Source organism: Kitasatospora sp. NPDC017646 (genome assembly GCF_044329365.1).
Taxonomy (GTDB): domain Bacteria; phylum Actinomycetota; class Actinomycetes; order Streptomycetales; family Streptomycetaceae; genus Kitasatospora.
Genome location: NZ_JBIRJC010000030.1, coordinates 40,182 through 65,311 on the forward strand (window position 1 = coordinate 40,182; position 25,130 = coordinate 65,311).

Sequence of the window (25,130 nt, forward strand, 5' to 3'; positions counted from 1 at the left end):
GGCCCACTGAGCCGCCTGGCCCACGGGGGCCGCCTGGTCCCGTTGAACCACCGGGTCCACGGGGGCGGTTGAAGGACCGTCGAACCATAGAACCGCTACGGCCGGGCGTCGCGCTCCAGGGCGGCCCGGCCGGCGGCGTCCAGGACGGCCTCCTCGGCGGCCAGGTGCACCCGGCTGCTGAGCACGTCCCGCAGGTAGCGCTCCAGCGGGTGACGCCGGCTCAACCCCGGGTTGCCGGTGAGCGCGACGGCCTGTTGGACGGCCGCGGTGGCGGCCCGGGTGGCCAGCAGCTGGGCGGGGCCGGTCCGGGCCACGGCGTCCGGCTCGCCCCGGTCCACCCCGGGTGCCAGGCCGTGGACCAGTTCCTCGGCGCCGATCAGCTGGGCCTCGATCTCGCCGAGGGCACAGCGGTAGCGCGGCAGGGTGCCGAGCGGTTCGGTCAGGTTGGCCGGAGTGCGCTGGTTCAGGAAGCGGACCAGCCAGGCCTCGGCGGCCCTGGCGACCCCGATCGCCACCGCGGCGAGGGCCAGGTCCTGCCAGGCGCGGGCGAGTTCGGTCCCCGCTCCGTCCTCCCGGCCGGGCGCGCGCAGGCCGAGCGCGAGTTCGGCCGGAACCCGCACCCCGTCGAGCACGACGTCGTGGCTGGCGCTGGCCCGCAGGCCGAGCTGGTCCCAGGTCGGGTCGATCTCCAGGCCCTCGCTCTCGCCGCGGACCAGGAACGTCCCGACCCTGGGCTCGGGTTCGTCGGTCCGCGCGGTGACGGCCATCCAGGCCAGCGCCTCGGCGCCGGTGCAGTACGTCTTCCGGCCGGTCAGCAGCCAGCCGCCGTCGCCGTCCCGGCGGGCCACCGTCCCGGGCAGGGCGTCCGGTCGGCCGCCGGGCTCCGCCCGGAGCGTGGTGACCAGCGCGGGCCCGCGGCGGGACTCCGTGAGCAGCCGCCGGTAGCCGGCCGTCGGCCAGCCCGAGCGGCGGGCCTGCTCGGCGTGCTGGAGCAGGGTGAAGGCGGTGACCACGGCCACCGAGGCGTCCCCGCGGCCGAGTTGGGTCAGCACCCGGACGGTGTCGGCGAGCGTTCCGCCCGGTCCGCCGTACCGCGGGGAGACGGTGAGGGTGAGCAGACCGGCCTCGTGGACGGCCTCGATGCCCTGGTACGGGAAGGTGGCGTCGCGGTCGTGCTCCTCGGCGCGGGCGGCGAGCAGGTCGACCACCCGCGGCAGGCCGGCCAGGGCGGCCTCGACGGCGGAGCGGTCGGGCGCGGACGCGCCGGTCGCGGGTCTGGTGGGTGCGGTGGGCCTGGCGGGGGTCGAGGGTCGCGCGGGCGGTACGGACAGCGGGGGCGGCGCGGAGTGGCCGGAATCCGACGATTCGGTTCGGGGACGATCGCTCGGTGAACGATCGTTGGCGGCGATGGTCGTCACGGGACTGGTGCCTCCGGGCGGCAGCGTGGCTCAGCGGGTGCGGGCGGCACGCCGTACGGGCGCGCGGAACCGGCAGGCGGCCCCGGAGGCCGACACACGACCCGCCCCCGGGATGTCGGCGCCGACCCGGTCCGGTCGGCCGCCTGCCGCCACGGGGGCGAAATCCCCCCTCAGCGGCCCGGACAGACCGCGCTGGCGGTCCGGCGCAGGTCCAGATGCCTGCGGCGGGTCAACAGCGGGAGACGGCACGGCATGTCCGCGACTGTACGAACCGGTGATCGATACCGTCAAGCAGCGTCCGAGCCCCGGGCGGGCCCGGTCAGCCCTGCTGGAACATGTCGGCCGGAAGCGGCTTCAGCAGCTGATACAGGTCGTCCGAAATCGGTCGGTCCCAGGACGCGATGGTGACCAGCACGCCGTCGCTGCGGCCGAACTGGGCGCAGAACACGCGCTCCTCGCTGACCTTGACCTTCTTCACGATCAACAGGTCGTCCCCGAGCATGACCGGGAAGTCCTCGGCCGAGACGAACTCGACCGGCTCGTCGTCCTCCAGCGCCGCGAGCAGCTGCCGCACCTCGAAGGGCACCTCGTCGCCGGTCTCCCGGGCGGGCGAGCCCTCGGGGAGGTTGCCGATGAACATCGCCGGACCTCTGCCGCCGAACAGGTCGTAGCGCAGGAAAATGCCCTGGCAGGAGCCGTCCGGGCCGGTCATCATGGCCGCACCGAAGTCGCCGGGCCAGTCACCCGGGTCCATCGCGAGCACGTCGAAGTCCGGGCCGGCGGGCTGTCCGGAGCGACGGCGGAGAAAAGACATGGGAACATCGTACGTGTCCGGCACACTGCACTCGCGAGGCGGGTGGGACACCGACGGGGGACGGGCGGGAGGTCGACGCTCAGAGACCAATGTTGACTCTGAGCAACCGTCCGGGCTACGTTCGGTTCAGCACGACAGCCGTTCTGGGTTTCACCCTCCGGGGGGACGGCATGTCGCAACGCGGCCCTACACGCGTTTCCCTCACTGTGCACTCGTCGTGCCGAACTGCCGAGCACCCAGCTTCGTCATCACACACAGCACGAACACACAAGCCAACAGTTCCACTGCAGTTCCGTGCAACAAACAAGAGCCAGATCCGCGGGGCCCCGGCCCGTCGCTCCCGTGGATCTGCTCGGGACGCCGCCGCGTGGGGGCGTGCGGGTCCCGAGCAAAAGGTGCCGTGGTCCGAGTCGCTCTCGGCTTCGGCGCCAGCCTCCCGGCGACTGCCGGCCCCTCGTGGGCCGGGACCGGCCGACGCACCCCGGTGCGCAGGGGATGACTGGGAGGATGGCCTGGCAAGTGCTGCCGGGCCGCACAGCAGGCGCCGTGTCTGGCCGCGTGGGGGCGGTGGGCACGGCGTCTGCCTGTGCTCATACTCTGAGCTGCGTTTGTCTAACAGTCAACAGAAATTCTGACGGGGCACGCTCAATAGATCATCAGTTGTGATGTTCGGTACCGGAACCAGCGTTCGAGTCCGCCCCGGGAACCGTCCGGTACCGCCCGCGGAGCGGCCCGGGCGCCGCACGTGCTTCCTGCAGCGTCCGGGCCGCTCCGCGGGTGCGCCCGTACGGCGCCGGCGGCTCAGGTGGGGTCGGACTCAGGTGAGGTCGAACTCGCCGTCGCGGGCCCCGAGCACGAAGGCCCGCCACTCGGCCGGGGTGAAGACCAGGACCGGCCCGTCCTCCTGCCGGCCGTCCCGCATCCCGATGTAGCCGTCCACGAACGCGATCTGGACGTCCCCGACGCCCTGGCTGCTGCACAGCCACTCGGCCCCGGTGAAATCCACCTTCGGCTTCCCGTTCGGTGCGAGCTCCGGCTCCGCACCGGCGTCCACGCCGGTGTCCGTACCGCTGTTCACTGCCACTGACCGATCTCCTCCCGACGGCGTTCCACGATCAGCCTAACCACCTCCCCGGCCCCGGTCAGCGGGTTGACGAGGACTTCGCCCCGCCGGGAGGAGGGCCGGTGGAGAAGCGGTCGGGGCGCGGTGGGGCGTGTCCCGACCGGCGGGGCCCCGGGCAGCTGCCAGAGTGCTGCCAGGACGCGTACCGGCCCGCCCACCGGGCAGGGGTCGGTCGGCCGTGCCGCACTGCTCCCGAGCCGTCGCCGCGCCGCCCGGACCGTCCCCGTACGCCGACGGTCCGCCCCCGACCCGTTCCTGACCCGCCCACGACCCGCCCACGACCCCGCCCTAGGGAGGCAGCCGATGAGCCGCCGGGACGGCACCCGCACCCGCGCCGACGTCATCCCCATCTCCGACGCCCCCTCGGCCCACCCGCCGGCGCCCCGCACCCCGCCCTCGTCCACCCCGCTGCCCCGCCCCACCCCGGCCCGGACCGCCGTGCACGGCCGGGTCGGGATCGTCCTGGTCTCGCACAGCCGGGAACTGGCCACCGCCGTCCGCTCCCTGGCGCTCACCCTGACCGGATCCGACTCCCCCGCGCCGGTCGCCGCGACGGGGGGCGACCCGGCCGACGGGCCGGGCATCAGCGCGGTGCTGGTGGCCGCCGCCACCCGGCGGGTCGACCAGGGCCACGGCGTGGTGGTGCTCGCCGACCTCGGCAGCGCGGTCACCACCGTGCGGGCCCTGCTGTCCGACGCCGACGAGCACGGCCTGCCGTTCCCGGTCCGCTTCGCGAACGCGCCGTTCGTGGAGGGCGCGGTGGCCGCCACGGCGACCGCCACGGCGGGCGGGGACCTGGCCGCCGTGCTGGACGCGGCGGAGGAGGCCTACCGGCAGCAGAAGGGCTGAAACCGGTGGACGCTACGGGTGCTCCCGGCCGTCCCAGGTGAAGACCGCCGGGCCGCTGCACTCCAGCGCGTGGCGCAGCCGCTCGTGCTCGAAGTCGAGCATCGGCGGCAGCTCGTCCAGTGCGAACCAGCCCACCTCCAGCGACTCGTCGTCGTTCACCCGGGCCTCGCCGCCGACCGCCCGACAGCGGAAGGTCAGCACCAGGTACTGCGTCACGTCGCCGTTCGGGTAGTTGACCGGCCGGGTGACGGTGGCCGAGGCGAGCAGCTCGGGCACGACCACCACACCGGTCTCCTCCAGGCACTCGCGCACCACTCCGTCGGCCGGCTGCTCGCCGGGATCGAGGATGCCGCCGACCGAGGACCACCGCCCGTCGTCGGCCCGGCGGGCGAGCAGCACCCGCTCCCGGTCGTCCACCACGACGGCGGCGACGGCGCTCAACCAGAGCGGGCGGGTGCCCACGAGGGAGCGGAGTTCGAGGAGGAAGGGGGGTATGGCCATGCGGTGCAGCCTATCGAGCCGGCCGACCGCTCCCCTGGGGAACCCATTCACCGGAGAGGGGGATGAAGCCGTTGTCCGGAAATGGTGAAAGAAGGAAGTGCGGGATTGTCGGATGAGATGAAATTCGGTCGTTCTGACCAATTTCGCTCGATCTGTTGATCAATCGCACCGGGACGACCGGTGGAGTGACCGGCGAATTTGGCGGAACATCGTCAAAGAGTGGCGCCCCGCCGACGGAGTACCCCGAAGACGATCCGGCCGAGCAGCAGCACCCCCGTCGCCAGGCACCCGGCCACGGCCATCGCCCAGGCCGGACCGTCACTGTCCGGAACGGCCACGGCCACGACGATGCCCAGCACGAGGCAGGCCACACCCGCCACGGCCAGCGGAATCCGGTGGGTGACCAGGGCTCCACCGCTGCACGCGCGGCGCCAGCGGGTCGCACCGCGCCGGGGGAAGGGATCACGGTCCGCATCTGCCATGAGCCCAAGGTACCCCGGGCGGGCCCGACGGGCAGCCCGCGCGGAGTGAGTGCCGGCGCACCCAGTGCGACCGCCCGACCGGGGTGATCCGAGCCCGTTCAAGCGTGTGCGTGCTCCACAATCAGTCCACGAAAAATCCTCGTCCCCCCGGTACAACCATCCGTCGGGTGCAGCGGTCTCAATGGCATCGAGTGATCCAGGAGCCGTTCACGGGACGGGTGAGAACCCCCCACCGGGAACCGGAATACCCAGGGAGCGGAGCCGCCGCGCCCTGGAGTCGGAGGCCGGGCTCCGTCCTCCGGCGGTACCGCCACGCCGCTCGGCGACCAAGGGGGAACCGTTGCCGCAGACCCAATCCACCCCATCGACCTCCACGGCCCGCGCCAGGCCCGTACCCGGCGTGCGGGCGCTGCCGTCATCCACCGGCTGCGCGTCCGACCACCACGGCGCCGGCCGACCCCGACCGACCGTCGAGGCGAGGCGCTTCGAGACCACCCACCTCGATGTCAAGCGCCTCGACACCAAGCGTCTCGATGCCACGCGCCTCGACACCAAGCGTCTCGATGCGACGCTCCTCGACGCGGGGCACCCCGATACGAGGCACCCCGATACGAGTCGCATCGGCCCGGGGAACGCCGACGCGAAGCAGACCGGGACGGAACACCAGGACGCACGGGGCGAATGGCTGCGGTTCGCCCCCGTGCAACCACTGTTCCGGGCCCGGGCCGCCCAGCGACTCGCCGTCCTCGCCTACCACGGCGTCACCGACCACCGCTCCTTCGGCGCCCAGCTCGACCGGCTGCAGCGACTCGCCACGCCGGTCTCGCTGGAAGCCGTCCTCCAGGCCGTCACCGAGCGGCGGCCGCTGCCGCCGCGCAGCGTCCTGGTCACCTTCGACGACGCCGACCGGAGCGTCCTCACCCACGCCCTGCCCGCCCTCGACGCGCGCGGCATCCCCGCGACCGCGTTCGTCATCTCCGAACTCATCGGCACCGAACGCCCCTTCTGGTGGCACGAGGCCGACTTCCTCGCCCGCCACGGCGGCCGCGCCCGCTCACTCGACTGCGGCCACCCCTCCCAGCTGCTCCCCCGGCTCAAGGCCATGCCCGACCCGGACCGGCGCCGGAGCCTGCACGAACTCCGGGTCAGCGCCGACCGCCGGCCGCCCCGCCAGGAACAGCTCACCCCCGCCGACCTGCTCGCCCTGCGGGACGGCGGCGTCGCCATCGGCAACCACACCCAGGGGCACCCGTGCCTCGGCCGCTGCGACGACGCCACCGTCCGCACCGAGATCACCGGCGCCCACGAAGCCCTCACCCACTGGCTCGGCGAACCCCCGATCGCCTTCGCCTACCCCGATGGCGGCCACGACCCCCGTGCCGAAACCGTTCTGCAGGAACTCGGCTACCGTCTCGGCTTCCTCTCCGACCACCGCCTCGGCCCCCGACTCCCCACCCACCCCCTCCAGATCAGCCGCCTTCAGGTCGACTCCACCACCAGCACCCGCCGCTTCGACACCATCCTCTCCGGCCTCGAACCCGCCTACCGCCGCTGGCGCCGCCAAGCGGTCGCCTGACGACGGCCGACGGCGCTGTGTGGGGGTCCCCCACACAGCGCCGTCTCGTTCAGGCCAATTCCGCCGCAGGGGCGCGCTGCCGTGCAGGCATGCGGCGTGCCCGAAGGGCATCACCCCGGCGCGCGATCCGGCCACCTCGCGCGCGAGGAGTCGGCTCGGCCGACCTCTCGCTTCGGGTTCTCCAGATCACCCGAGCCCTGTGTGGTTCAGGTGTCGCCCGCACTGCGCGGGAAGTCGACCCGGGCGGCTTCCGGACCGGAGGCGCTCCGCCGGGTGGATCAGGCGGTGACGGGGGCGAGGGTGAGGCCCTGGGGGTAGAGGGTGGCGGTGGCGGGGAGGACGGCAGGCAGGCCTGCGTGGAGGACGGTGAGGGTGCCGGCGCCGGTGCGGGTGGGGTCGGCGACGCGGCGGAGGGCCTGGGCGGCGACGGCTTCGGCGGAACCGAGGAGGGTGAGGGCCGGGGAAGCGGTGGGGGCGACGGCGGTGCGGATGCGGTCGGCGACGAGTTCGTAGTGGGTGCAGCCGAGGACGATCACGTCGGTGCCGTGCGGGGTGCGGGCGGCGGCGTCGGCGATGGCGGCGGTGATGGCGTCGTCGTCGCCGTGTTCGACGGCGTCCGCCAGGCCGGGGCAGGCGACCTCGGTGACGTCGGCGGTGCCGCCGAAGTCGCGGATCAGCCCGCGCTGGTAGTCGCTGCCGGTGGTGGCCGGGGTGGCCCAGATGGCGACCCGGCCGCCGAGTGCGGCGGCCGGCTTGATCGCCGGGACGGTGCCGATGACGGGCAGGCCGGGTTCGAGTTCGGCTCGCAGGGTGGCGAGCGCGTGGACCGAGGCCGTGTTGCAGGCGATCACCAGGGCGTCGGGTTCGAGGGCGGCCGCGGCCCGGCAGCAGCCGAGGGCCAGTTCGGTGACCTCTTCGGGTGTGCGCGGCCCCCACGGCATCGATGCCGGGTTGGAGGAGAGCACCAGATCGACGTCCGGGCGCAGCTTCCGAAGGGCGTCGGCGGCGGCCAGCAGGCCGATTCCGGAATCCATCAGTGCGATCTTCACGAGGCAAGACTTTAGTCGATCCACCCGTCCCGGCCGGTTCTGCGGCAGACTGCCGGGGTGACCGTCCTGCTGTGGATCGCCGCCTTCTCCCTGCTGGTCTGGCTCTGGCTGGCGTGCTGCCACGGTCTGTTCTGGCGCACCGACGTCCGGCTACCGCCTCGTCGTCCACCGGCGCGGTGGCCGGAGGCGGTGATCGTGGTGCCGGCCCGGGACGAGGCGGCGGTGCTGCCGGTGAGCCTGCCGTCGCTGCTGGCGCAGAAGTACCCGGGGCGGGCGCGGGTGATCCTGGTGGACGACCACAGTTCGGACGGCACCGGGGCGCTGGCCGCGGAGCTGCGGGCGATGGACGGGCTGGAGCTGACCGTCACCGCCCCTCCCCCGCTGCCGCCGGGCTGGACCGGCAAACTGTGGGCGCTGCGGCACGGGGTCGAGCTGGCCGGTCCGGACCCCGAGTACCTACTGCTGACGGACGCGGACATCGCGCACGGACCGGATTCACTGGCCGAGCTGGTCGCCGCCGCCGAGGGCAACGGGCTGGACCTGGTGTCGCAGATGGCCCGGCTGCGGGTGGAGACCGGTTGGGAGCGGCTGATCGTTCCGGCGTTCGTGTACTTCTTCGCCCAGCTGTACCCGTTCCGCCGGAGCAACCGCCCCGGCTCCCGGACGGCGGCCGCGGCGGGCGGCTGCTCGCTGGTGCGGCGGGAGGCGCTGGAACGTGCGGGCGGGGTGGCGGCGATCCGTGGGGCGGTGATCGACGACGTGTCGCTGGCCCGGGCGGTGAAGTCCTCGGGCGGGCGCACCTGGCTGGGGCTGGCCGGGGAGGTGGACAGCGTCCGCCCGTACCCGCGGCTGGAGCAGTTGTGGCGGATGGTGTCGCGCAGCGCGTACGCCCAGTTGCGGCACTCGCCGCTGCTGCTGCTCGGGACGGTGCTGGGGCTGGCGCTGGTGTACCTGGTGCCGCCGGTGGCGACGGTGGCCGGTCTGGTGGCGGGGGCGCCGCCGGTGGCGGGGGCGGGTGGGGCGGCCTGGGCGCTGATGGCGGGCACCTACCTGCCGATGGTCCGGTACCACGGGCAGCCGACCGCGGCCGCGCTGCTGCTGCCGTTCACTGCTTCGCTGTACCTGCTGATGACGGTGGACTCGGCGGTCCAGCACTGGCGCGGCCGGGGCTCGGCCTGGAAGGGCCGGACGTATTCCGGGGCTTGAGCGGGCTTGAGCGGGCTTGAGCGGGCGGACACGGGCGAACGCAGACGGGAACGGACGGCCACGGACGGGCACGGGCAGGCGCCGGAAAACCGCGGGCGCGCCGGGCCGGTCGGGTCCATACTGCTCGGATGGACCGTCAGCGGATCTCCCGGCTCGCCCATGCCCACCACCCGATCGCGGCGCCGTTGTCGGACGGGTCTGTGGCCCGTCTGCTGGACCGCGCGCTGGCCGGGCAGGAGGCCGGCCGGGCGCTGGACCTCGGTTGCGGCGAGGGTGCCTGGCTGCTGAGGGCGCTGGCCGCGCGGCCCGACTGGCGGGCGGTCGGGGTGGACGTGGACGCGGCGGCGCTGACCCTGGCCCGGGAGGCGGCGACCGCGCTGGGCGTGGAGCGCCGGATCGGCCTGCACCACCGGGACGCCCGGGAGTTCACCGACCGGGAACCCTTCGACCTGGTGCTGTGCGTGGGCGCCACCCATGCCTTCGACGGGCTGCTGCCCACGCTCGCGGCGGCGCGTGAACTCCTCGCGCCGGGCGGGCGGTTGCTGGTCGGCGAGGGGTTCTGGGAGCGCGAGCCGTCCCGGGCCGCACTGGACGGGCTGGGCGCCGTCCCGGAGGACTTCGCGGACCTGGCGACCACCACCGACCGGGTGCTCGCGGACGGCTGGACGCCGGTGTACGGGCACGTCAGCACCGCGCGGGAGTGGGACGACTACGAGTTCTCCTGGACGGGTTCGCTGGCCGGGTGGGCGCTGGACCACCCGGACCACCCTGGTGCGGCGGCCGCCCGGCAGGCCGCGGACCGCCACCGAACCGACTGGCTGCACGGCTACCGGGGGACGCTCGGCTTCGTCACCTACCTGCTGCGCCGCGACTGAACCACCCTCTGCCCGCCGCTACTTCTGCGTCCGCGCGAGGAAGTCGTCGATCAGCGGAGCGATCTCGGGCAGCTTCTCCTCCAGCGCGAAGTGCCCGGTGTCGAAGACGTGGAGTTCGGCGCCGGGCAGGTCCCGCAGGTAGGCGCGGGCTCCGGCCTCGGTGAAGAACGGGTCGTTCCGGCCCCAGACCACCAGTGTGGGCGGCTGGTCGGCACGCAACCAGTCCTGCCAGTCCGGGTAGAGGTCGACGTTGGAGAAGTAGTCGAGGGCCAGTTCGACCTGGATGTCCTTGCGGCCGGGGAGGTCGAGGAAGTGCTGGTCGAGGGTCCAGCCGTCGGGGGCGACCAGGCTCGGGTCGCCGGCGCCGCCCTCGTACTGGCTGCGGGTGACGTCCAGGGTGAGGATCGACCGGGCGACCTCCTCGGCACCGGGGACCCCGCGCCGGTGGGAGATGAACTCCCGTGCCTGATCGGAGAGTCCCTCCTCGTAGGCGTTGCCGTTCTGGACCACCAGGCCGGTGATCCACTCCGGTCGGCGGGTGGCCAGGCGGAGGCCGACGGGTGCGCCGAAGTCGAAGACGTACAGCGCGAATCGGTCCAGGCCGAGGGCGAGGCAGAAGCGCTCGATCACGTCGGTGAGGGTGTCGAAGCGGTACGGGAAGGCATCGGGCGCGGGGCTGTCGCTGTTGCCGAAGCCGGGGTAGTCGGGGGCTATCAGGCGGTAGCGGGTGCCGAGCGCGTCGAGCAGCCGGGCGTACTGGTGCGAGGCGGAGGGGAAGCCGTGCAGCAGCAACAGGACGGGGGAATCGGCCGGGCCGGTTTCGCGGTAGAAGACGCGCAGGCCGTCGAGGTCGACATGGCGGTGGTGGACGTGCGGGATCGTCAGCTCGCTCATGCTAACCATTAAACAGCATCTGAATGGTTAGGCAAGTGCTGTTGAGCGAGCTGATCGACCGTCACTCCCCTGCGGTGGGTCAGCCCTTCTGGAGCTGCTCCCGCTGCACCAGGTAGTCCAGCACCTCGGGCATCTCCTCGACGCCGCCGGCCTTGGTCGGCGAGGTGCGGTACTCGCCCTGGACGACCACCGTCGGCAGCTCCTTGATGCCGTAGCGGACGAACTGGGCGGCCGCGTCGTCCATCGACCGCCCGACCTCGGCGGATCGATAGGTGGCACCGAAGCGCAGGGGGTCGACGCCGTGGCGCACCGCCCAGTCGGTGGCGGTGGCCTCGGTGGTGAGGTCGACGTGGTCGGTGTGGATCGAGCGGAAGGCGCTGGTCTGCAACTGCTCGACCAGACCCAGGCGCTCAAGCGTGAAGTACAGGCGCGCATGGGCCCGCTGCACGCCCTCGTCCGGACTGCCCTGCCAGATCGCCGGCACCCGGCGCAGCGCGACGTCCGCGCGGTGCTTCTCGGCCCACGCCTCCAGCGGCTGCTCCAGCGCCTGGGAGTGGCCGCAGTCGTACCAGAAGAACTCGACCGCCTCGGTGCGGGCATTCTCACGCACCGGCTGCGGCTGGTCGAGCCTCACGAACTGGGTCCCCTCGGAGGGGGGTTGATGGGTCACCGCACCGACCTGGACGGGGGATGCGGCGATCCCGGCGGCGACGGCGAGCAGGATGGTGTACCGCAGCAGCGACTTCGATTTCACACCGGGCAGTCTGCTGGCGACGGTGGGTTACCGACGAGTCGGCGGGGGCCGGCGGGCCCTGTTTCACCCGGACGGGCGTAGCTGGGCCCGCATCGGAGACGGCCGTCGGTGTGCGCGCGGCGGCGCACGCCCTCGGCGCACGCGGGTCGGCGTCGCCCGTCAGCGTGCGCGGGTCGGCGTGCGCGGGTACGCGGGGTACGCGGGTCGGCGCCCTTTGGCGCGCGGGCCAGCGCCCGTCAGTGCGCTGGGTCGGCCGTCCACACCTCGGCGACCAGCCGCTGCCAGTCGTCCACCACCGCGCCCAGCTCGAAGTGCTCCAGCGCGTGCGCCCGGGCGGCCGCGCCGAGGCCCGCGCGGTTGCAGGCCAGCACCTTGGCCAGTGCCTCGGCCAGCGCGAGCGGGTCGCCCGGGGCGACCAGTGCTCCGGTGGCGCCGTCCCGGACCACCTCGCGCACCCAGCCCACGTCGGTGGCCACGGCCGGCACCCCGGCCAGGGCCGCTTCGATCAGCGCGCCGGGCACGCCCTCGCTGTCGCTGGTGAGCAGCAGCGCGTCCGCGGCCCGGTAGAGCGGCGCCGGGTCGGGCAGCGGTCCGAGGAAGTGGGCGCGGGCGGCGGCCGGGTGGCGGGCCAGCGCCTCCAGCAGCGGCCCGTCCCCGGCGACGGCCATCCGGACGTCGGGCAGCCGGTCGAGCACGTCGAGGGCGAGGTCGAGCCGCTTCTCGGGGGATATCGCGCCGATCCAGGCGACCAGCAGGACGTCCGCGGGCAGGCCCAGGGCGTGCCGGGCGGCGCGTCGGTCGGCCCGGCCGTCGGCGGGCGGATAGCTCTCGGCCGCACGGGAGTTGGGGATCACCCGGACCTTGCCCTCGGGCAGCCCGAACTGCTCCTCCAGCACCTCGCGCGCCTCGTCGGTGAGCGTGGTGACGGCGCCGGCGCGGTGCATCAGGGCGCTGCCACGCAGTCTGCGCAGCCTGGTGGCGGTCCAGTAGCGGGGGTGGCCGACGGAGACGTAGACGAAGGGGGTGCGGGTGCCGGCCAGGGCGAGGGCGCAGGCGGCCAGGGTGTCGGAGCCGTGGGCGAGCACGACGTCGGCGGCGCGGGCGGCGCAGCGCAGCGCCCACAGGGTGCTGGGGCGCAGGCGGCCGGGGCCGAGGACGGCGGCGGCACGCAGCCGGGCGGTGTCGGGACACCCCTCGCCGCAGGTCCCCGGAACGGCCGTCCCCGCGGTGCACACCCCCGCACCCGGCCGGGCCGGCCGCGCGGCCGGCACGGCCGGGTGCGGGGCGAGGGCGCACAGCGCGGAGGCCTGGCCCCGGCGGCGCAGTTCCCGGTGGAGGTCACGGGCGAAGTTCTGGGCGCCGCCCCGGCGCTCGTCGCTGATCAGGTGCAGGACACGCGGGCGGGTCGCGGCCGAATCGGCCACCGTATGGTCGGGCATGGACCGACCTTGGCACAGCGCTCCGCCCGGTACAGCCCCTTCGCGCAACCTGGCGGTGGCCCGCGCGCCCGCACCCGTACACCCGGTATGCGCTGAAGACCCGCCGTCGTGCGCCGGTTGCGACCGCCGTGCGCCCTGTTTCGCCCCGCGCCGCTCCGCGGTGCCGCCCTCCGCTCCCTCGTACGCCGCGTCAAGGACCGGCTCACACCATCGGGTGGGGTACGAGCCGCGCTACGCCGATGAGCCGGTACGCGGAGGGCCCGGGCGCCGCCCGGGCAGCGTCGGGTACGAGCTCGGGCGGGCCCGGCCCGTACCGCCGCGCGGTTACGCGGTTCGGGTGAACGCTGGTTGGACCTCGGCCCCGGCCGCTCGGCAGGATGTCGGGCCGGGGCGCCCCTCACGCCGCCCCATCTCCCCCTCCCCCGCTCGGATTTGGAGTCACCCGGTGTTCAAGGGATTCCGCAGCTTCCTGCTGCGCGGAAACGTGGTGGACCTCGCGGTCGGCATCGTGATCGGCGCCGCCTTCACCGCCGTCGTCACCGGGTTCGTCAGCGCCTTCCTCACCCCGCTGGTCGGGGTCGCCACCGGCGCCGTCGGCGACTTCACCCAGAAGACCTTCGAGGTGGGCGGCACCAAGTTCCCGTACGGCCTCTTCGTCAACGCCGCGATCGGGTTCGTGCTGGTCAGCGCGGTCATCTACTTCGCCGTGGTGGTTCCGGTCGGCAAGCTGCAGGACCGGTTCGAGAAGTCCAAGCCCGCGCCGGCCGCCAAGGTGGACTGCCCGGAGTGCCTGAGCGCGATCCCGGCCGCCGCGACCCGCTGCTCGTTCTGCACCACCCAGGTCGCCGCCCGGCCCGGCCTGCCCGCACAGTCCCAGGCGTTGCAGGCGCACTGACACCCCGACGGCGCCTCCGGACTACTCTGGTGGCACGTCCGGATCACCCGCTCTGGGCACTGACGGGAACTTTATTCCCGAAACATTCACGAGCCCCCGCCGCACCATCGAAGGGGGCTCGAATGCGCCGGGCGCACGCCCCGTCCGCAAAAGTTTCTCCATGGGCCCCTGCCGTCCCCCGGCCGGTCACACCAAGGTTTCCCGGCCACTGCGTCCGGCTGCTGTTCGATCACTGACGGGGTGCCAGGGTTGTCCGGAACTGAGCGCCGGTATGTCCGTTCTTCCTACTTTCGAAACCTTTGTGCGAGCGAAGACTGTGTAAACACTCGAACTGCTCCCCCTCCCGCTCTCCTCAGCAGGCGCATTGTGGGCTTACCGTATGCCCCATGACCTCGCCCCGCTCCTACGACGGAGTCGGCTACCCCTCTCCGTCCTTCTCCTCCGGCACGCCGATCTACGACAGCCTCGTGGCTGAGCGCGGTGTCCCCCAGATCGCACCCATCAACGTGCCGGCCGCCCTGCCGCCGGCACTGTCCTCCGGTTACGGATCCGGCCTCGGCCAGTCCTACGAGAACCGGTACGGCAACGGGTACGAGAGCGCCGGCAGCAACCTCCCCGCGCTGCCGCCCGCCCGCCTCGCCCTGGGCCCCGGCCCGAGCAGCGGCCCCTCCACCGGCCCGGCCACGGCGTACATCCCCGCGCAGTCCGCGCCGGCGTACGCCTCCGCCCCGCAGCCGCCCGCCCCCGGTTACGGCGCCCCCCAGCCGTACCAGCGGCCGCAGCCCGCCGCCCCGACCTTCGCCCAGACCGCCAGCGGCGGCTACCAGCCGACCGGCGGGCAGAGCTTCGGCGGCCAGAACACCTTCATCGGCCAGGGCGGCCAGCAGGCCTTCGGCGCGCAGCCGACCGGCGGACCGGCCGCTTTCGGCCAGGGCCAGCCCGGCGGCCTCCCGCAGGGCGGTCCGCAGAGCTTCGGCGGCCAGCAGTCCTTCGGCGGTCCCAACCCGGCCGGCCCCGGCTTCCAGGGCCAGGGCGGCGACCAGGGCTTCGGCGGCGCCCAGCTGCGCCCGGCCATGGCGCCGGTCGCGCCGGCCCGCCCGGTGCAGCCGCAGCGCCCCGGCCAGTACGCCGAGCCCGGCGGATTCCAGCAGGGCGGCTACCAGCCGCAGGGCCAGGGCTACTGAGCACTGCCACCGAGGGGCCGACCCCACCGGCCCGCACCCGCACCACCTGAGCACCACCCGGCGACCCCTGAACGCCGGGCGAACGGAGAAACGGGTCATCCACGGACCGCCCGGAACGCCCCCCACGGCGTACCGGGCGGTCCGTGCGCGTACCGGCCCCCGATGCCTGGAGCGCACGCGGGCCCACGGTGCTCGCAGCGCCGCCGGGGGCCGTGCGTCCGGCCGCATCGCTGCTGGCAGGATGGGGGAATGCACCTCACCGGACTCCACGTCTACCCCGTCAAGTCGATGTACCGCCTGAGTCCCGACACCGCCGTGGTCCACCCCTGGGGTCTGGCCGGAGACCGCCGCTGGATGCTCGCCGACCCCACCGGACGCTTCGTCAGCCAGCGGGAGAACGCCGCCCTCGGGCAGATCCGGGTCCGCCCGCTGTCCGACGGTGCGCTCGCGCTGACCGCCCCCGACGGCTCCCGGATCGAGGTCGCCGCCCCCGCCGTCACCACCGGCGACCCGGTCGCCGAGGTCGAGGTCTGGGGCACCCGCTTCCGCGCCGTCGAGGCTGCCAAGGAGGCGCACGCGTGGATCGCCGAACACCTCGGCGACTACCGCCTGGTGCACCTGGACGACCCGCGCGCCCGGCCCGTCGACCCCGAGTACGGCGGGCCCGGTGACACCGTCTCGATGGCCGACGGCTTCCCGCTGCTGCTCACCACCACCGCCTCGCTGGACCGGCTCAACGAGCTGATCGCCGCCGAGCACCCGGACGGCCACGAGATCCTTCCGATGGAGCGCTTCCGCCCCAACGTGGTGGTCGGCGGCTCCGAGCCCTGGGCCGAGGACGGCTGGCGCCGGATCCGGATCGGCGCGCTCACCTTCAAGGTGGTCAAGCCCTGCGGCCGCTGCGTGGTCACCACCACCGACCAGGAGAGCGGCGAGCGGCGCGGCCCCGAGCCGCTGCGCACCCTGGCCCGGCACCACAAGCTGATGCGCAGGGCCGCGTTCGGGCAGAACCTGATCCCCGAGCGGCCGGCCGGCGTCGAGGGCGACGCGCTGGGCACCCTGCGCCTGAGCGACGACGTCCAGGTACTGGAGGACGGCGCGCACTGGTCCGCCGACGGGCGCTGAGACTCTGCCGTTCGGTGCCGTGGCCTCCGGCGTGGGTACGGCTTCCGCCGTGCCCCGGCCTCCGCCGTGCCCCGCGTCGCGGGGACGGCCTGCCGGTACGGAACTCCGGCTGTGCGCGCTCGTTGAAACAAGTGGTCGGAACCTGTGGCCGCGGTGGGCGCCCCCGGTGTCCGCGTGGCGCCGGGCCGCCGGGTCACCCGTCCGGACGGGCCGGGACGGGCGGACGGACCACCCGCCGGGGCGCGCTACGGTGGGCGGACGGCCCGCGCACCCCCGCGCCCACGGCCCGTTGATCACCGGCACGACGAAGGTGGGGACGACAGACCGTCATGGCTGAGCACAGGGTCCGGGTCACCCAGGACAGCGCATCCCGCTGGCGTCGCCGCGCGGGCGAGTACGACACGCTCACGGAGGCCCTGGCGGCCGCCGAGCCGGGCGACACCGTGACCGTCCGGCCGGGCATCTTCCGGGAGAACGTGCTGCTGGACAAGCCGGTGACGATCGTCCCGGCCCAGGGCCCGGGCACCGTCCGGATCGAACCGGCCTCCGGGGTGGCGATCACCGTCACCGCCGCCGCGACGGTGAAGGACCTGGTGGTCGAGGGCGGCGACAGCTCCGCCCCGGCCGTCCTGGTCACCGGGCAGCAGGCGACGCCCGCGTTCACCGGCTGCCGGATCGAGACCCGCTCCGCCACCGGGGTCGAGGTCAGCGGCGGTGCCCGGCCGACCCTGCGCGGTTGCGTGGTCGCCAACCCGGGCGGCCTCGGGCTGCGGCTGCGCGGCGAGGGAACGGCCGCCGCCTTCGAGGACTGCGAGGTCGCGGCGGCCGGCCAGGCCGGGCTCGCCGTCCTCGGCGGGGCGACCGCCGCGCTGGAGCGGTGCCGGGTCCACCACGCCTCCGGCGCCGGGGTGTTGCTCTCGGACCCGGGCAGCGCGGCCGAGCTCACCGGCTGCGAGATCTACGAGATCCGCGGCAGCGGCGTGCAGGCCGAGGCGCAGGCGGGCGGACGGCTGGTCGACTGCGACATCCACCGGGTCACCGGCAACGGCCTCACCCTGGACGGCGAGGCCGAACTGGTGCTCACCGGCTGCCGGGTGCACGACCTGCCGGAGAACGGCGCCGACCTGCGCGGACGCGCCAGGCTCAGCCTCGTCCACAGCACCGTGCGGGACTTCGGGCGCGGAGCGCTGTCGGTCTGGGACCAGGGCACCGAGGCGGTCGCCGAGTCCTGCCAGATCCACGGCTCCACCGGCGAGTACCCGGCGCTGTGGGTCAGCGACGGCGCCCGGATCACCCTCACCGACTGCTCGCTGCACGACCTGCCGGACGCGCTGTTCGTCCTCGACCGGGACTCCGCGGCCGTCGCCCAGGGCTGCTCGTTCAGCCGGATCCGCAGCTCGGCGGTCTCGGTCAGCGGCGGGGCCACGGTCACGCTCGCCTCGTGCCGGGTGCAGGAGGCCGGGACCGGGCTCTGGTTCCGCGACCACGGCAGCGGCGGGCTGCTCACCGACTGCGAGATCTCCGACGTCGCCACAGGGGTGATCGTCACCAAGGGCGCCGACCCGGTGCTGCGCGAATGCACCGTACGGGCGAGCACCGACGCCGGGGTGTACGTCTCGGCGCAAGGGCGGGGCACCTTCGAGGAGTGCCGGGTCTCGCACGGCAAGGGCTTCGGCTTCCACATCATCGACGGGTGCCGCACCCAGCTCACCCGGTGCCGGGCGGAGCAGAACGAGCGGGCTGGGTTCGAGTTCTCCGAACCTGGACCGGTCGCCGAGGGGTGCACCTCGGACGACGTGGCACCGGCGGCCCCCGCGGGTGCGAAGACCTCCGGACTGCGGGACCTGCCGAGCCCTCGGTCCGCTCAACTGGGCCCTGAAGCATCCGCGTTGACACCCGCTTCGCTGTCCCCGGCGGCCTCGGCGGCGACAGCGGCCCCGGCGGCTTCGGCCGCCACCTCCGCGATCGGGCCGATCCCGGACTGCCGGCCGGCCGACGAGGCACTCGCCGAGCTGGACTCGCTGGTCGGACTGGCCACGGTGAAGCAGGAGGTCCGCACCCTGATCGACCTGATCTCGGTCGGCCGGCGCCGCCGCCAGGCCGGGCTCAAGGCGCCCTCGCTGCGCCGGCACCTGGTCTTCACCGGCGCCCCGGGCACCGGCAAGACCACCGTCGCCCGGCTGTACGGCGAGATCCTCGCCTCGCTCGGGGTGCTCCAGCGCGGGCACCTGGTCGAGGTGGCCCGGGTCGACCTGGTCGGCGAGCACATCGGCTCCACCGCGATCCGCACCGCCGCCGCCTTCGACCGGGCACGCGGCGGCGTGCTCTTCATCGACGAGGCGTACGCCCTCGCACCCGAGGACGGTGCGCGGGACTTCGGCCGCGAGGCGATCGACACCCTGGTCAAGCTGATGGAGGACCACCGGGACGAGGTGGTCGTCATCGTGGCGGGTTACACCGCCGAGATGGAACGCTTCCTGTCCGCCAACCCCGGTGTTTCGTCGCGCTTCTCACGCACCATCACCTTTCCCGACTACACGGCGGACGAGCTGCTGGAGATCGCCCGGGCGCAGTGCGCGGAGCACGAGTACGCGCTCTCCGAGACGGCCGAGGGCGCGCTGCTGGAACACTTCGCCCGGCTGGAGCGCGGGCCCAACTTCGGCAACGGGCGCACCGCGCGGCAGGTGTTCGAGACCATGGTCGAGCGCCACGCGGTGCGGGTGGCGGCCCTGGCCGACCCGTCCACGGAGGAGCTGCAACTGCTGGTCTCGGCCGACCTGCCGGCGGTGCCCCTGCCGTAGCGGGGAACTCCCCCGGGGCTGCGGGCCGTTGGGCGCACATGAGCATGCTGTTGACGGGTGCGGCGGGTGGACTGCTGTTACCGGCCGGGCTGGTGGTGCTGTTCTTCCTCGGCGCGGTGGTGCGGCGGTTTCGCAGCCGTCCGGTAGCGGGCGGACCGGGCGCCCCGGCGGGCGGCCGGGGCGCGGGGGCGACCGCGACGGAGGAGTTGCACGCGCTGCTGTACCCGAGCAAACGGGTCCAGTTGGAGCAGCGGCGGATCGAGCTGGTGCTGCGGGACGACGAGCACGACGGTGCGCCGAAGCGTACGGGGATCGACCTCGCGGGCGGTCGGGCGGTGATCCGGCGGGGGACGGGCGACGGCTGAGCGGCGACAGCGGACGGATGACAGGTGTCAGCTGACGGATGACAGATGACAGAACCTGAAATCTGTCATCCGTTGGCTGTTCTCTGTTACCTGTTATCTGTCCGCTGCCAGTTGTCGCTTGTCAGGCGCCAGGCGCCAGGAGTCAGTTGTCAGCCCGTCCAGGCGCCGCCCGCCAGGAAGGTCTCCATCGCGGTCCGGTACGGCGCGATGTCGATCCGCTCACCGGCCAGCCAGTCGTCCGAGTAGTACTTGTCCAGGTAGCGGTCTCCCGGGTCGCAGATCAGGGTGACCACGCTGCCCGTTCGCCCCGCCGTCCGCATCTCGGCGACGATCCGCAGCGCGCTCCACAGTCCCGTCCCGGTGGAGGCCCCGGCCTTCTTTCCGAGCACCTGCTCCAGCACCCGCACCGCCGCGATCGAGGCGGCGTCCGGCACCTTCATCATCCGGTCGACCGCGCCCGGGACGAAGCTCGGCTCCATCCGGGGCCGCCCGATGCCCTCGATCCGGGAGCCCTTCCCGCAGACGGCGTCCGGATCGTGGTTGACCCAGCCGTCGAAGAAGCAGGAGTTCTCCGGGTCCGCGACGCAGATCCGGGTGTCGTACTGCATGTAGTGCACGTACCGGGCCATGGTCGCCGAGGTGCCGCCCGTCCCGGCGGTGGCGACGATCCAGGCCGGCTCGGGGTGCGGCTCCAGGCGCAGCTGGGCGAAGACCGACTCGGCGATGTTGTTGTTGCCGCGCCAGTCGGTGGCGCGCTCGGCGTAGGTGAACTGGTCCATGTAGTGGCCGCCGGTCTCCTCGGCGAGCCGGGCGGACGCCTCGTACACCTCGTCCGAGCGCTCGACCAGGTGGCACTCGCCGCCGTGGAACTCGATCAGGTCGATCTTGGCCTGGCTGGTGCTCTTGGCCATGACCGCGATGAACGGCACGCCGATCAGCTGCGCGAAGTACGCCTCGGAGACGGCGGTGGAGCCGCTGGAGGCCTCGATCACCGGCTTGCCGGGGCGGATCCAGCCGTTGCAGAGCCCGTACAGGAACAGCGAGCGGGCGAGGCGGTGCTTGAGCGAGCCGGTCGGGTGGGTGGACTCGTCCTTGAGGTAGAGGTCGATCCCCCACTCGGCCGGCAGCGGGAAGCGCAGCAGGTGGGTGTCGGCGGAGCGGTTGGCGTCGGCCTGGACCTTGCGCACCGCTTCCTTGAGCCAGTCGCGGTAGTTCGGGTCCGAGCGGTCGACGTCGGCGGTGGGCTCGATGCCGGGGCTCACACCGGACTGGGTGCTCATGGTCACTACTCCCTCGTTGCGGCCCCCCACTGCTCACTACGAGTGTACGAGAGTCACGATAAGTGACCATTTTCGGAGGCCCAGCTTCCGCTTATCCCCCGCGGACCGCATGCCGGTGCTACACCGGCACCGACTGCGGGTCCGCCAGGTACGGGCCCCAGCCGAGCTCGGCCGCGCCCGCGAGCGCGCCGTGCGCCAGCTCGGCACCGACGATCGGCACCCGACCGCTGCGCCCCCACAGGCTGCGGTCGGCCACCACCGCGCGCAGCCGGTCGGGGGCGGCCTCCAGGAGGTCGAGGTGGAGTCCGCTGAGCACCACCCGGTCCGGGTTGAGGATGTTGGCGACCCCGGCCAGGCCGAGCCCGAGCCGGTCGATCACGTGCTCCACCGCCGCCCGCGCCCGCTCGTCGGTCGCGGCCGCCCAGCACAGTTCGCGCGCCTGGTCGAGCAGCGGGCGCCCCGGCTCCGGGGTGAGGCCGGCGGCGGAGAAGAGCGCGGCGGGATCGGTCTCGGAGTTGAGGCAGCCCCGGTTGCCGCACACGCACGGGCGCCCCTGCGGATCGACGGTGAGGTGGCCGACCTCCAGGGCGAGCCCCGCGCTGCCGGTGTGCAGGTGACCGTCGATCACCAGGGCGCCACCGACACCGCGGTGGCCGGAGGTGACGAAGAGCAGGTGCCGAGCGCCGCGCCCGGCGCCGTGCCGGTACTCCGCGAGCGCGGCGAGGTTGGCGTCATTGGCGATGGCGGTGGGCAGCGGGTGCACCGCCATCGGGCCGTGGTCGGCGCGGCCGACCTCGACGTCGTACAGGTCGGCCACCGGGGTCCCGCTGGGCCAGGCGAAGTGCAGCGCGGCGAGCGCGGTGCCGTCCGGCTCGGTGACCGGATTGGGCAGGGCGAGCGCGGCGGCCAGGCAGCGGCGGCTGGTCGAGCGGGCCAGTTCGGCACCGGCCTGGGCGACGGCGCGCAGCATTCGCACCGGGTCTGTGGCGGCGGGCAGCGGCAGGTGGACCGGCGGATCGAGGAGTCCGCCGAGGCCGGCCAGTGTGACGCTCAGCCCGTCGGCGTGGATCTGGCCGGCGACCACGACCGGGCCCTGGGGATCGATCGCCAGCCGGTGCGAGGGCCGGCCGCGACCACCGCCGGCCGGACGGGAGTCGACGGTGATCAGGCCCAGCGCCTCCAGCTCGGCCGTGACCGCCCCGGCGGTGGCCCGGGTGACGTCCAGCGCGCGGGTGAGCGCGGAACGGGTGGGTGTCTGACCGGTGTGGATCAGCGACAGCGCGGGACCGAGCAGCGTCCGACCGCGGTCGGGGGCCGCGCGGCGGTGGGCTTCGCGCTGCGCGTCGGGATCGGCTCCGGAGCGGGGCCGCGGGCTTGATGGTGAGAGCTGCACGCCCCTATTGTTACTTTGTGCCGCTTCGAAACAAAATCCGTTCCCATCGCCGGCCCGACGACTCCTCGCCCCAGTCTCGCAGCACACCCCCGGCGCCCGACAGCCCCTGGGGCGCCGCACGACTCGCACTCACCGCGTTCTTCGCCATCGACGGCTTCCTGTTCGCCGCCTGGGTCGTCCGCATCCCGGACGTCCGGAGCCAGATCAGCGCCTCGCACAGCGCCCTCGGGCTCGCCCTGCTCTGCCTGTCCATCGGCGGGGTCGCCACCATGCCGGTGGTCGGCCGGCTCTGCCTGCGGTACGGCTCGCGGCCCGTCACCGTCGGCTCACTCGCCTTGGTCGGTCTCGCCGCGCCGGTGCCCGCGCACGCCCACTCGGTGTACTCGCTCGGCGGTGCACTGCTGCTCTTCGGCGCAGGGTACGGCGGCGCCAACGTCGCCATGAACAGCGCCGCCGTCGAGCTGGTGGCGCAGCTGCGGCGGCCCGTCATGCCCAGCTTCCACGCCGGGTACAGCCTGGGCGGGCTGGTCGGCGCGGGGTTCGGCGGACTGCTCGCCGACCGGCTGACCACCGCGTGGGCGCTGGCCCTCGGCGGACTGCTGGGGCTGGCCGTCACCGTCGGCGCGGGCGTCGCGCTGCTGCGCAGCCCGGCGGCGCCGCTGGTCGCACCGGAGCAGATCGGTGCCGAGGCCGGGCCCGAGGAGGGGGCCGCCGCGGGAACCGCCGAGGACTCCGCGCGCCGCCCGGCCGGGGGGCACGTCCGGCTGCTGGTCCTGATGCTCGGGCTCACGGCGATGTGCACGGCGTACGGCGAGGGCGCGATCGCGGACTGGACCACCCTGCACCTGACCGACGACGTGCACACGAGCGCGGGGACGGCCGCCGGTGGGTACGCCGCGTACGCCTTCGCCATGACCAGCGGGCGGGTGGGCGGCACCTGGCTGTCCATCCGGCTCGGCCAGAACCGGCTGATGCTGCTCGGCGGGCTGGTCGCGGCGGCCGGCATGCTGGTCGCCGCCCTGGCTCCGGCGGCGCCGCTGGCCATCGGCGGGTTCATCCTGGTCGGCCTCGGGCTGGCCAACCTTTTCCCGCTCGCGATCGCGCGCGCCGGTGCGGCGGGCGGACCACAGGGCGTCGCGCTCGCCTCGACGCTCGGGTACGGCGGAATGCTCATCGGGCCGGTGGTGATCGGCTTCCTCGCCGACGCGGCCGGACTGCCGCTCGCCTTCACCACGGTCGCGGTCGCGGCCACGACGGCGGCGCTGCTGCCGCTGGCGGTCAGACGGCGCGGCTGATGGCTCACGGCTGACAGATGACAGATGACAGATGACAGATTTCATCATCTGTCATCCGTCCGCCGTGCGCTGTCCGCCGTCCCCTGCTCCACTCCGCACCGCCCGAACCACACCGCCCGGCCCCGCCCCTGACGGTTCCGCCCGAAAAGTGGCAGGATGCGGCCCCATGACCACCACCGGACGCATCCAGGTACTGCGGGCGAGCGAGCGCCCGGCCACCCCGTGGCTCAACGGGGGCGGAGTGACCAGGGAGATCGCCGGGTTCCCCGCCGGGGCCGGGCTGAACGACTTCGACTGGCGGGTGAGCCTGGCCGACGTGGCCTCGGCCGGGCCCTTCTCGCCGTTCCCCGGGATCGACCGGGTGATCACCCTGGTCGAGGGCCCGGGCATGGCGCTCACCGTGGACGAAATCGAGCATTCGGTCGACACCCCGTTCCGCCCGTTCACCTTCTCCGGCGACGCCACCACCGACTGCCGGCTGCTCGGCGGTCCGGTGGTCGACTTCAACGTCATGACCCGTCGCGGCCGGGTCGAGGCCGCCGTGGACCTGGTCACCGACGCCGGCGCCGTGCGGGTGCCGCCCGGCGCAACCGTCCTGTTGGTCTGCCTCGCCGGTGCGGCCACCGTGGAGGGCACCGAACTGACCCGTTACGACGCCGCCTTGCTCGACGCCCCCGGCACCCACGAGTTGCGGCCCGACGGGGTCGCTGCCGTCATCACCTTCCGCACCACCGCCACCACCCCCGCCACCGCCACCGCCACCGCCGCGAGCTGAACAACGCACTGCCCGTGCCCCGGGGCGACCAGGGTACGGGCAGCGGCACCCGCCGCGCGGACGGCGGACCGTCAGCCGCAGAACACCGGCGTGGCGTGCGCCGGGTCCAGGGCGTTGGTCACCAGGTGCAGCGCCGTCGGCGAGAAGGCGATCGCCACGTGCTCGGCCAGCGCGACCGGACAGTGGTCCTGCAGCACCTCGTTGTCGACGTCCGGCCCGTTCAGGAACTGGGTCCGCCACGGAGTGACGACCTCGTCGTACACGGTCGAGATCACCGTGTAGTGCACGCCCGGCACGGTGTCCGGCCGCGAGGCCATGGTGGCGTTGAAGTCGGAGCCCACCGCCTGGTCACGACAGGCCTGGCAGACCGTGTAGATCAGGTCGGCCACCCCGGGGAAGTACGGCGCCAGCTTGGTGATCCCGTCGAGGGTCGTGCCGTGGTTGGACGGTGCCAGGCCGATCAGCTTGTCCACCTTCGAGGCCCCGCCGAGGAACTTCAGGTAGTAGTTCGGCAGCATTCCGCCCTGCGAGTGCCCGACGATGTCGACCTTGGCCGCACCGGTCGCCGTCCTCACCAGGTCGACGAAGTGGGCGAGTTGGACCGCCGACGCGGGCACCGCCCCGAGGCCGCCGATCGGCAGCAGCAGGCCGCTGCCCGTGGAGGTGATGCCGGGGGCGGTGCCGTAGTCGAGGGCGAAGACGCAGTACCCGAGGCCCTTCAGCAGCGGGGAGAGCGTCAGCCAGTTCTCGTAGCGGTTGGCGAAGGTGCCGTGGACCAGCACCACCGGGTCGGGGTGCGCGGCGGACGGTCGGCAGCTCCAGTCGTTGGCGCCGGGCGGCGAGGCCACCGTGTCGCCGTCGGGCGGGAGTTCGGTCGCGGCGGCGACGGCCGGAGCCGCCGCGGGAGCCGCCGAAGCGGGCACCGCCGCCGCACCGACCAGCAGTGCTCCCGCCAGAACGGCCGCGCCGAAGGCTCCGCGGAGCCGACGGCGCAAGGGAGTTGCGGAGAAGCGGAGAAGTGGGGTTCTCAACTGTTG

Annotated in this window: 24 protein-coding genes; 11 read left to right on the forward strand and 13 right to left on the reverse strand. The window is 73.7% G+C overall.

Features of this window, described 5'->3' with window-relative positions; all coding sequences use genetic code 11:
• Positions 1–95: 95 nt before the first annotated feature.
• The 4 genes from ACH4J0_RS32155 to ACH4J0_RS32170 form a co-directional block, all read right to left on the reverse strand.
• Entirely contained in the window at positions 96–1,418 is a 1,323-nt protein-coding gene (locus ACH4J0_RS32155) for an acyl-CoA dehydrogenase family protein (RefSeq protein ID WP_396244408.1), read from the reverse strand.
• A gap of 170 nt (positions 1,419–1,588) precedes the next feature.
• The gene (locus ACH4J0_RS32160; protein ID WP_355211871.1) at positions 1,589–1,672 is read right to left on the reverse strand and encodes a putative leader peptide; all 84 of its coding nucleotides are present in this window, start codon (positions 1,670–1,672) and stop codon (positions 1,589–1,591) included.
• Positions 1,673–1,737: 65 nt separating this feature from the next.
• On the reverse strand, positions 1,738–2,232 hold the full coding sequence (locus tag ACH4J0_RS32165) for a hypothetical protein (protein ID WP_396244409.1): 495 nt from the start codon (positions 2,230–2,232) through the stop codon (positions 1,738–1,740).
• Positions 2,233–3,049: 817 nt separating this feature from the next.
• Positions 3,050–3,286 (reverse strand): DUF397 domain-containing protein, encoded by a 237-nt coding sequence (locus ACH4J0_RS32170; protein WP_396244462.1) that lies wholly within the window; start codon positions 3,284–3,286, stop codon positions 3,050–3,052.
• Positions 3,287–3,658: 372 nt separating this feature from the next.
• On the opposite strand from ACH4J0_RS32170, the gene ACH4J0_RS32175 reads away from it, so the two are divergent.
• Positions 3,659–4,204: a PTS-dependent dihydroxyacetone kinase phosphotransferase subunit DhaM gene (locus ACH4J0_RS32175; RefSeq protein ID WP_396244410.1), complete on the forward strand. Its 546-nt coding sequence runs from the start codon at positions 3,659–3,661 to the stop codon at positions 4,202–4,204.
• A gap of 12 nt (positions 4,205–4,216) precedes the next feature.
• Here ACH4J0_RS32175 and ACH4J0_RS32180 read toward each other — a convergent pair whose 3' ends face one another.
• A complete protein-coding gene (locus ACH4J0_RS32180) occupies positions 4,217–4,705 on the reverse strand; it encodes an NUDIX hydrolase (RefSeq protein ID WP_396244412.1) in 489 nt (162 codons plus the stop codon).
• A 212-nt stretch (positions 4,706–4,917) separates the two neighbouring features.
• Positions 4,918–5,187 carry a hypothetical protein gene (locus ACH4J0_RS32185; RefSeq protein ID WP_396244413.1) on the reverse strand — a complete coding sequence of 90 codons (270 nt, stop codon included), beginning with the start codon at positions 5,185–5,187 and terminating at the stop codon, positions 4,918–4,920.
• Between the two features lie 340 nt (positions 5,188–5,527).
• On the opposite strand from ACH4J0_RS32185, the gene ACH4J0_RS32190 reads away from it, so the two are divergent.
• Positions 5,528–6,763: a polysaccharide deacetylase family protein gene (locus ACH4J0_RS32190; RefSeq protein ID WP_396244414.1), complete on the forward strand. Its 1,236-nt coding sequence runs from the start codon at positions 5,528–5,530 to the stop codon at positions 6,761–6,763.
• 278 nt (positions 6,764–7,041) lie between these two features.
• Here the strand turns inward: ACH4J0_RS32190 and ACH4J0_RS32195 are convergent, their stop codons facing one another.
• Entirely contained in the window at positions 7,042–7,812 is a 771-nt protein-coding gene (locus ACH4J0_RS32195) for a glutamate racemase (protein ID WP_396244415.1), read from the reverse strand.
• 57 nt (positions 7,813–7,869) lie between these two features.
• Here ACH4J0_RS32195 and ACH4J0_RS32200 point away from each other — a divergent pair, with 57 nt between their 5' ends.
• Both ACH4J0_RS32200 and ACH4J0_RS32205 read left to right on the forward strand, forming a co-directional pair.
• Complete coding sequence (locus ACH4J0_RS32200; RefSeq protein WP_396244416.1) at positions 7,870–9,018, forward strand: glycosyltransferase; 1,149 nt, start codon at positions 7,870–7,872, stop codon at positions 9,016–9,018.
• Positions 9,019–9,146: 128 nt separating this feature from the next.
• Positions 9,147–9,893, forward strand: a complete 747-nt coding sequence (locus tag ACH4J0_RS32205) for an SAM-dependent methyltransferase (protein ID WP_396244417.1) — start codon at positions 9,147–9,149, stop codon at positions 9,891–9,893.
• Positions 9,894–9,911: 18 nt separating this feature from the next.
• Here ACH4J0_RS32205 and ACH4J0_RS32210 read toward each other — a convergent pair whose 3' ends face one another.
• The 3 genes from ACH4J0_RS32210 to ACH4J0_RS32220 all read right to left on the reverse strand — a co-directional run bounded on the left by ACH4J0_RS32210 (position 9,912) and on the right by ACH4J0_RS32220 (position 12,980).
• Positions 9,912–10,787 (reverse strand): alpha/beta fold hydrolase, encoded by an 876-nt coding sequence (locus ACH4J0_RS32210; RefSeq protein ID WP_396244418.1) that lies wholly within the window; start codon positions 10,785–10,787, stop codon positions 9,912–9,914.
• A gap of 79 nt (positions 10,788–10,866) precedes the next feature.
• On the reverse strand, positions 10,867–11,541 hold the full coding sequence (locus tag ACH4J0_RS32215) for a thiol:disulfide interchange protein DsbA/DsbL (RefSeq protein ID WP_396244419.1): 675 nt from the start codon (positions 11,539–11,541) through the stop codon (positions 10,867–10,869).
• A 236-nt stretch (positions 11,542–11,777) separates the two neighbouring features.
• Entirely contained in the window at positions 11,778–12,980 is a 1,203-nt protein-coding gene (locus ACH4J0_RS32220; RefSeq protein WP_396244420.1) for a glycosyltransferase family 4 protein, read from the reverse strand.
• A 445-nt stretch (positions 12,981–13,425) separates the two neighbouring features.
• Here ACH4J0_RS32220 and mscL point away from each other — a divergent pair, with 445 nt between their 5' ends.
• The 5 genes from mscL (at position 13,426) to ACH4J0_RS32245 (ending at position 19,350) form a co-directional block, all read left to right on the forward strand.
• Positions 13,426–13,875 carry a large conductance mechanosensitive channel protein MscL gene (gene mscL, locus ACH4J0_RS32225; RefSeq protein WP_396244421.1) on the forward strand — a complete coding sequence of 150 codons (450 nt, stop codon included), beginning with the start codon at positions 13,426–13,428 and terminating at the stop codon, positions 13,873–13,875.
• 386 nt (positions 13,876–14,261) lie between these two features.
• Positions 14,262–15,059: a DUF6643 family protein gene (locus tag ACH4J0_RS32230; protein WP_396244423.1), complete on the forward strand. Its 798-nt coding sequence runs from the start codon at positions 14,262–14,264 to the stop codon at positions 15,057–15,059.
• 249 nt (positions 15,060–15,308) lie between these two features.
• A complete protein-coding gene (locus ACH4J0_RS32235) occupies positions 15,309–16,184 on the forward strand; it encodes an MOSC domain-containing protein (RefSeq protein ID WP_396244425.1) in 876 nt (291 codons plus the stop codon).
• Positions 16,185–16,513: 329 nt separating this feature from the next.
• Entirely contained in the window at positions 16,514–18,985 is a 2,472-nt protein-coding gene (locus ACH4J0_RS32240) for a right-handed parallel beta-helix repeat-containing protein (protein ID WP_396244426.1), read from the forward strand.
• Between the two features lie 38 nt (positions 18,986–19,023).
• Positions 19,024–19,350, forward strand: coding sequence for a DUF6191 domain-containing protein (locus ACH4J0_RS32245; protein WP_396244428.1), 327 nt, complete (start codon positions 19,024–19,026; stop codon positions 19,348–19,350).
• Between the two features lie 149 nt (positions 19,351–19,499).
• Here the strand turns inward: ACH4J0_RS32245 and ACH4J0_RS32250 are convergent, their stop codons facing one another.
• Positions 19,500–20,630, reverse strand: a complete 1,131-nt coding sequence (locus ACH4J0_RS32250; protein WP_396244430.1) for a PLP-dependent cysteine synthase family protein — start codon at positions 20,628–20,630, stop codon at positions 19,500–19,502.
• A 118-nt stretch (positions 20,631–20,748) separates the two neighbouring features.
• A complete protein-coding gene (locus tag ACH4J0_RS32255) occupies positions 20,749–22,023 on the reverse strand; it encodes an ROK family protein (RefSeq protein ID WP_396244432.1) in 1,275 nt (424 codons plus the stop codon).
• A 17-nt stretch (positions 22,024–22,040) separates the two neighbouring features.
• On the opposite strand from ACH4J0_RS32255, the gene ACH4J0_RS32260 reads away from it, so the two are divergent.
• Together ACH4J0_RS32260 and ACH4J0_RS32265 are read left to right on the forward strand one after the other, a co-directional pair.
• A complete protein-coding gene (locus tag ACH4J0_RS32260) occupies positions 22,041–23,318 on the forward strand; it encodes an MFS transporter (RefSeq protein ID WP_396244433.1) in 1,278 nt (425 codons plus the stop codon).
• 166 nt (positions 23,319–23,484) lie between these two features.
• On the forward strand, positions 23,485–24,093 hold the full coding sequence (locus ACH4J0_RS32265) for a HutD family protein (RefSeq protein ID WP_396244435.1): 609 nt from the start codon (positions 23,485–23,487) through the stop codon (positions 24,091–24,093).
• A gap of 71 nt (positions 24,094–24,164) precedes the next feature.
• Here the strand turns inward: ACH4J0_RS32265 and ACH4J0_RS32270 are convergent, their stop codons facing one another.
• The gene (locus ACH4J0_RS32270; protein ID WP_396244436.1) at positions 24,165–25,124 is read right to left on the reverse strand and encodes an esterase/lipase family protein; all 960 of its coding nucleotides are present in this window, start codon (positions 25,122–25,124) and stop codon (positions 24,165–24,167) included.
• Positions 25,125–25,130: the final 6 nt, after the last annotated feature.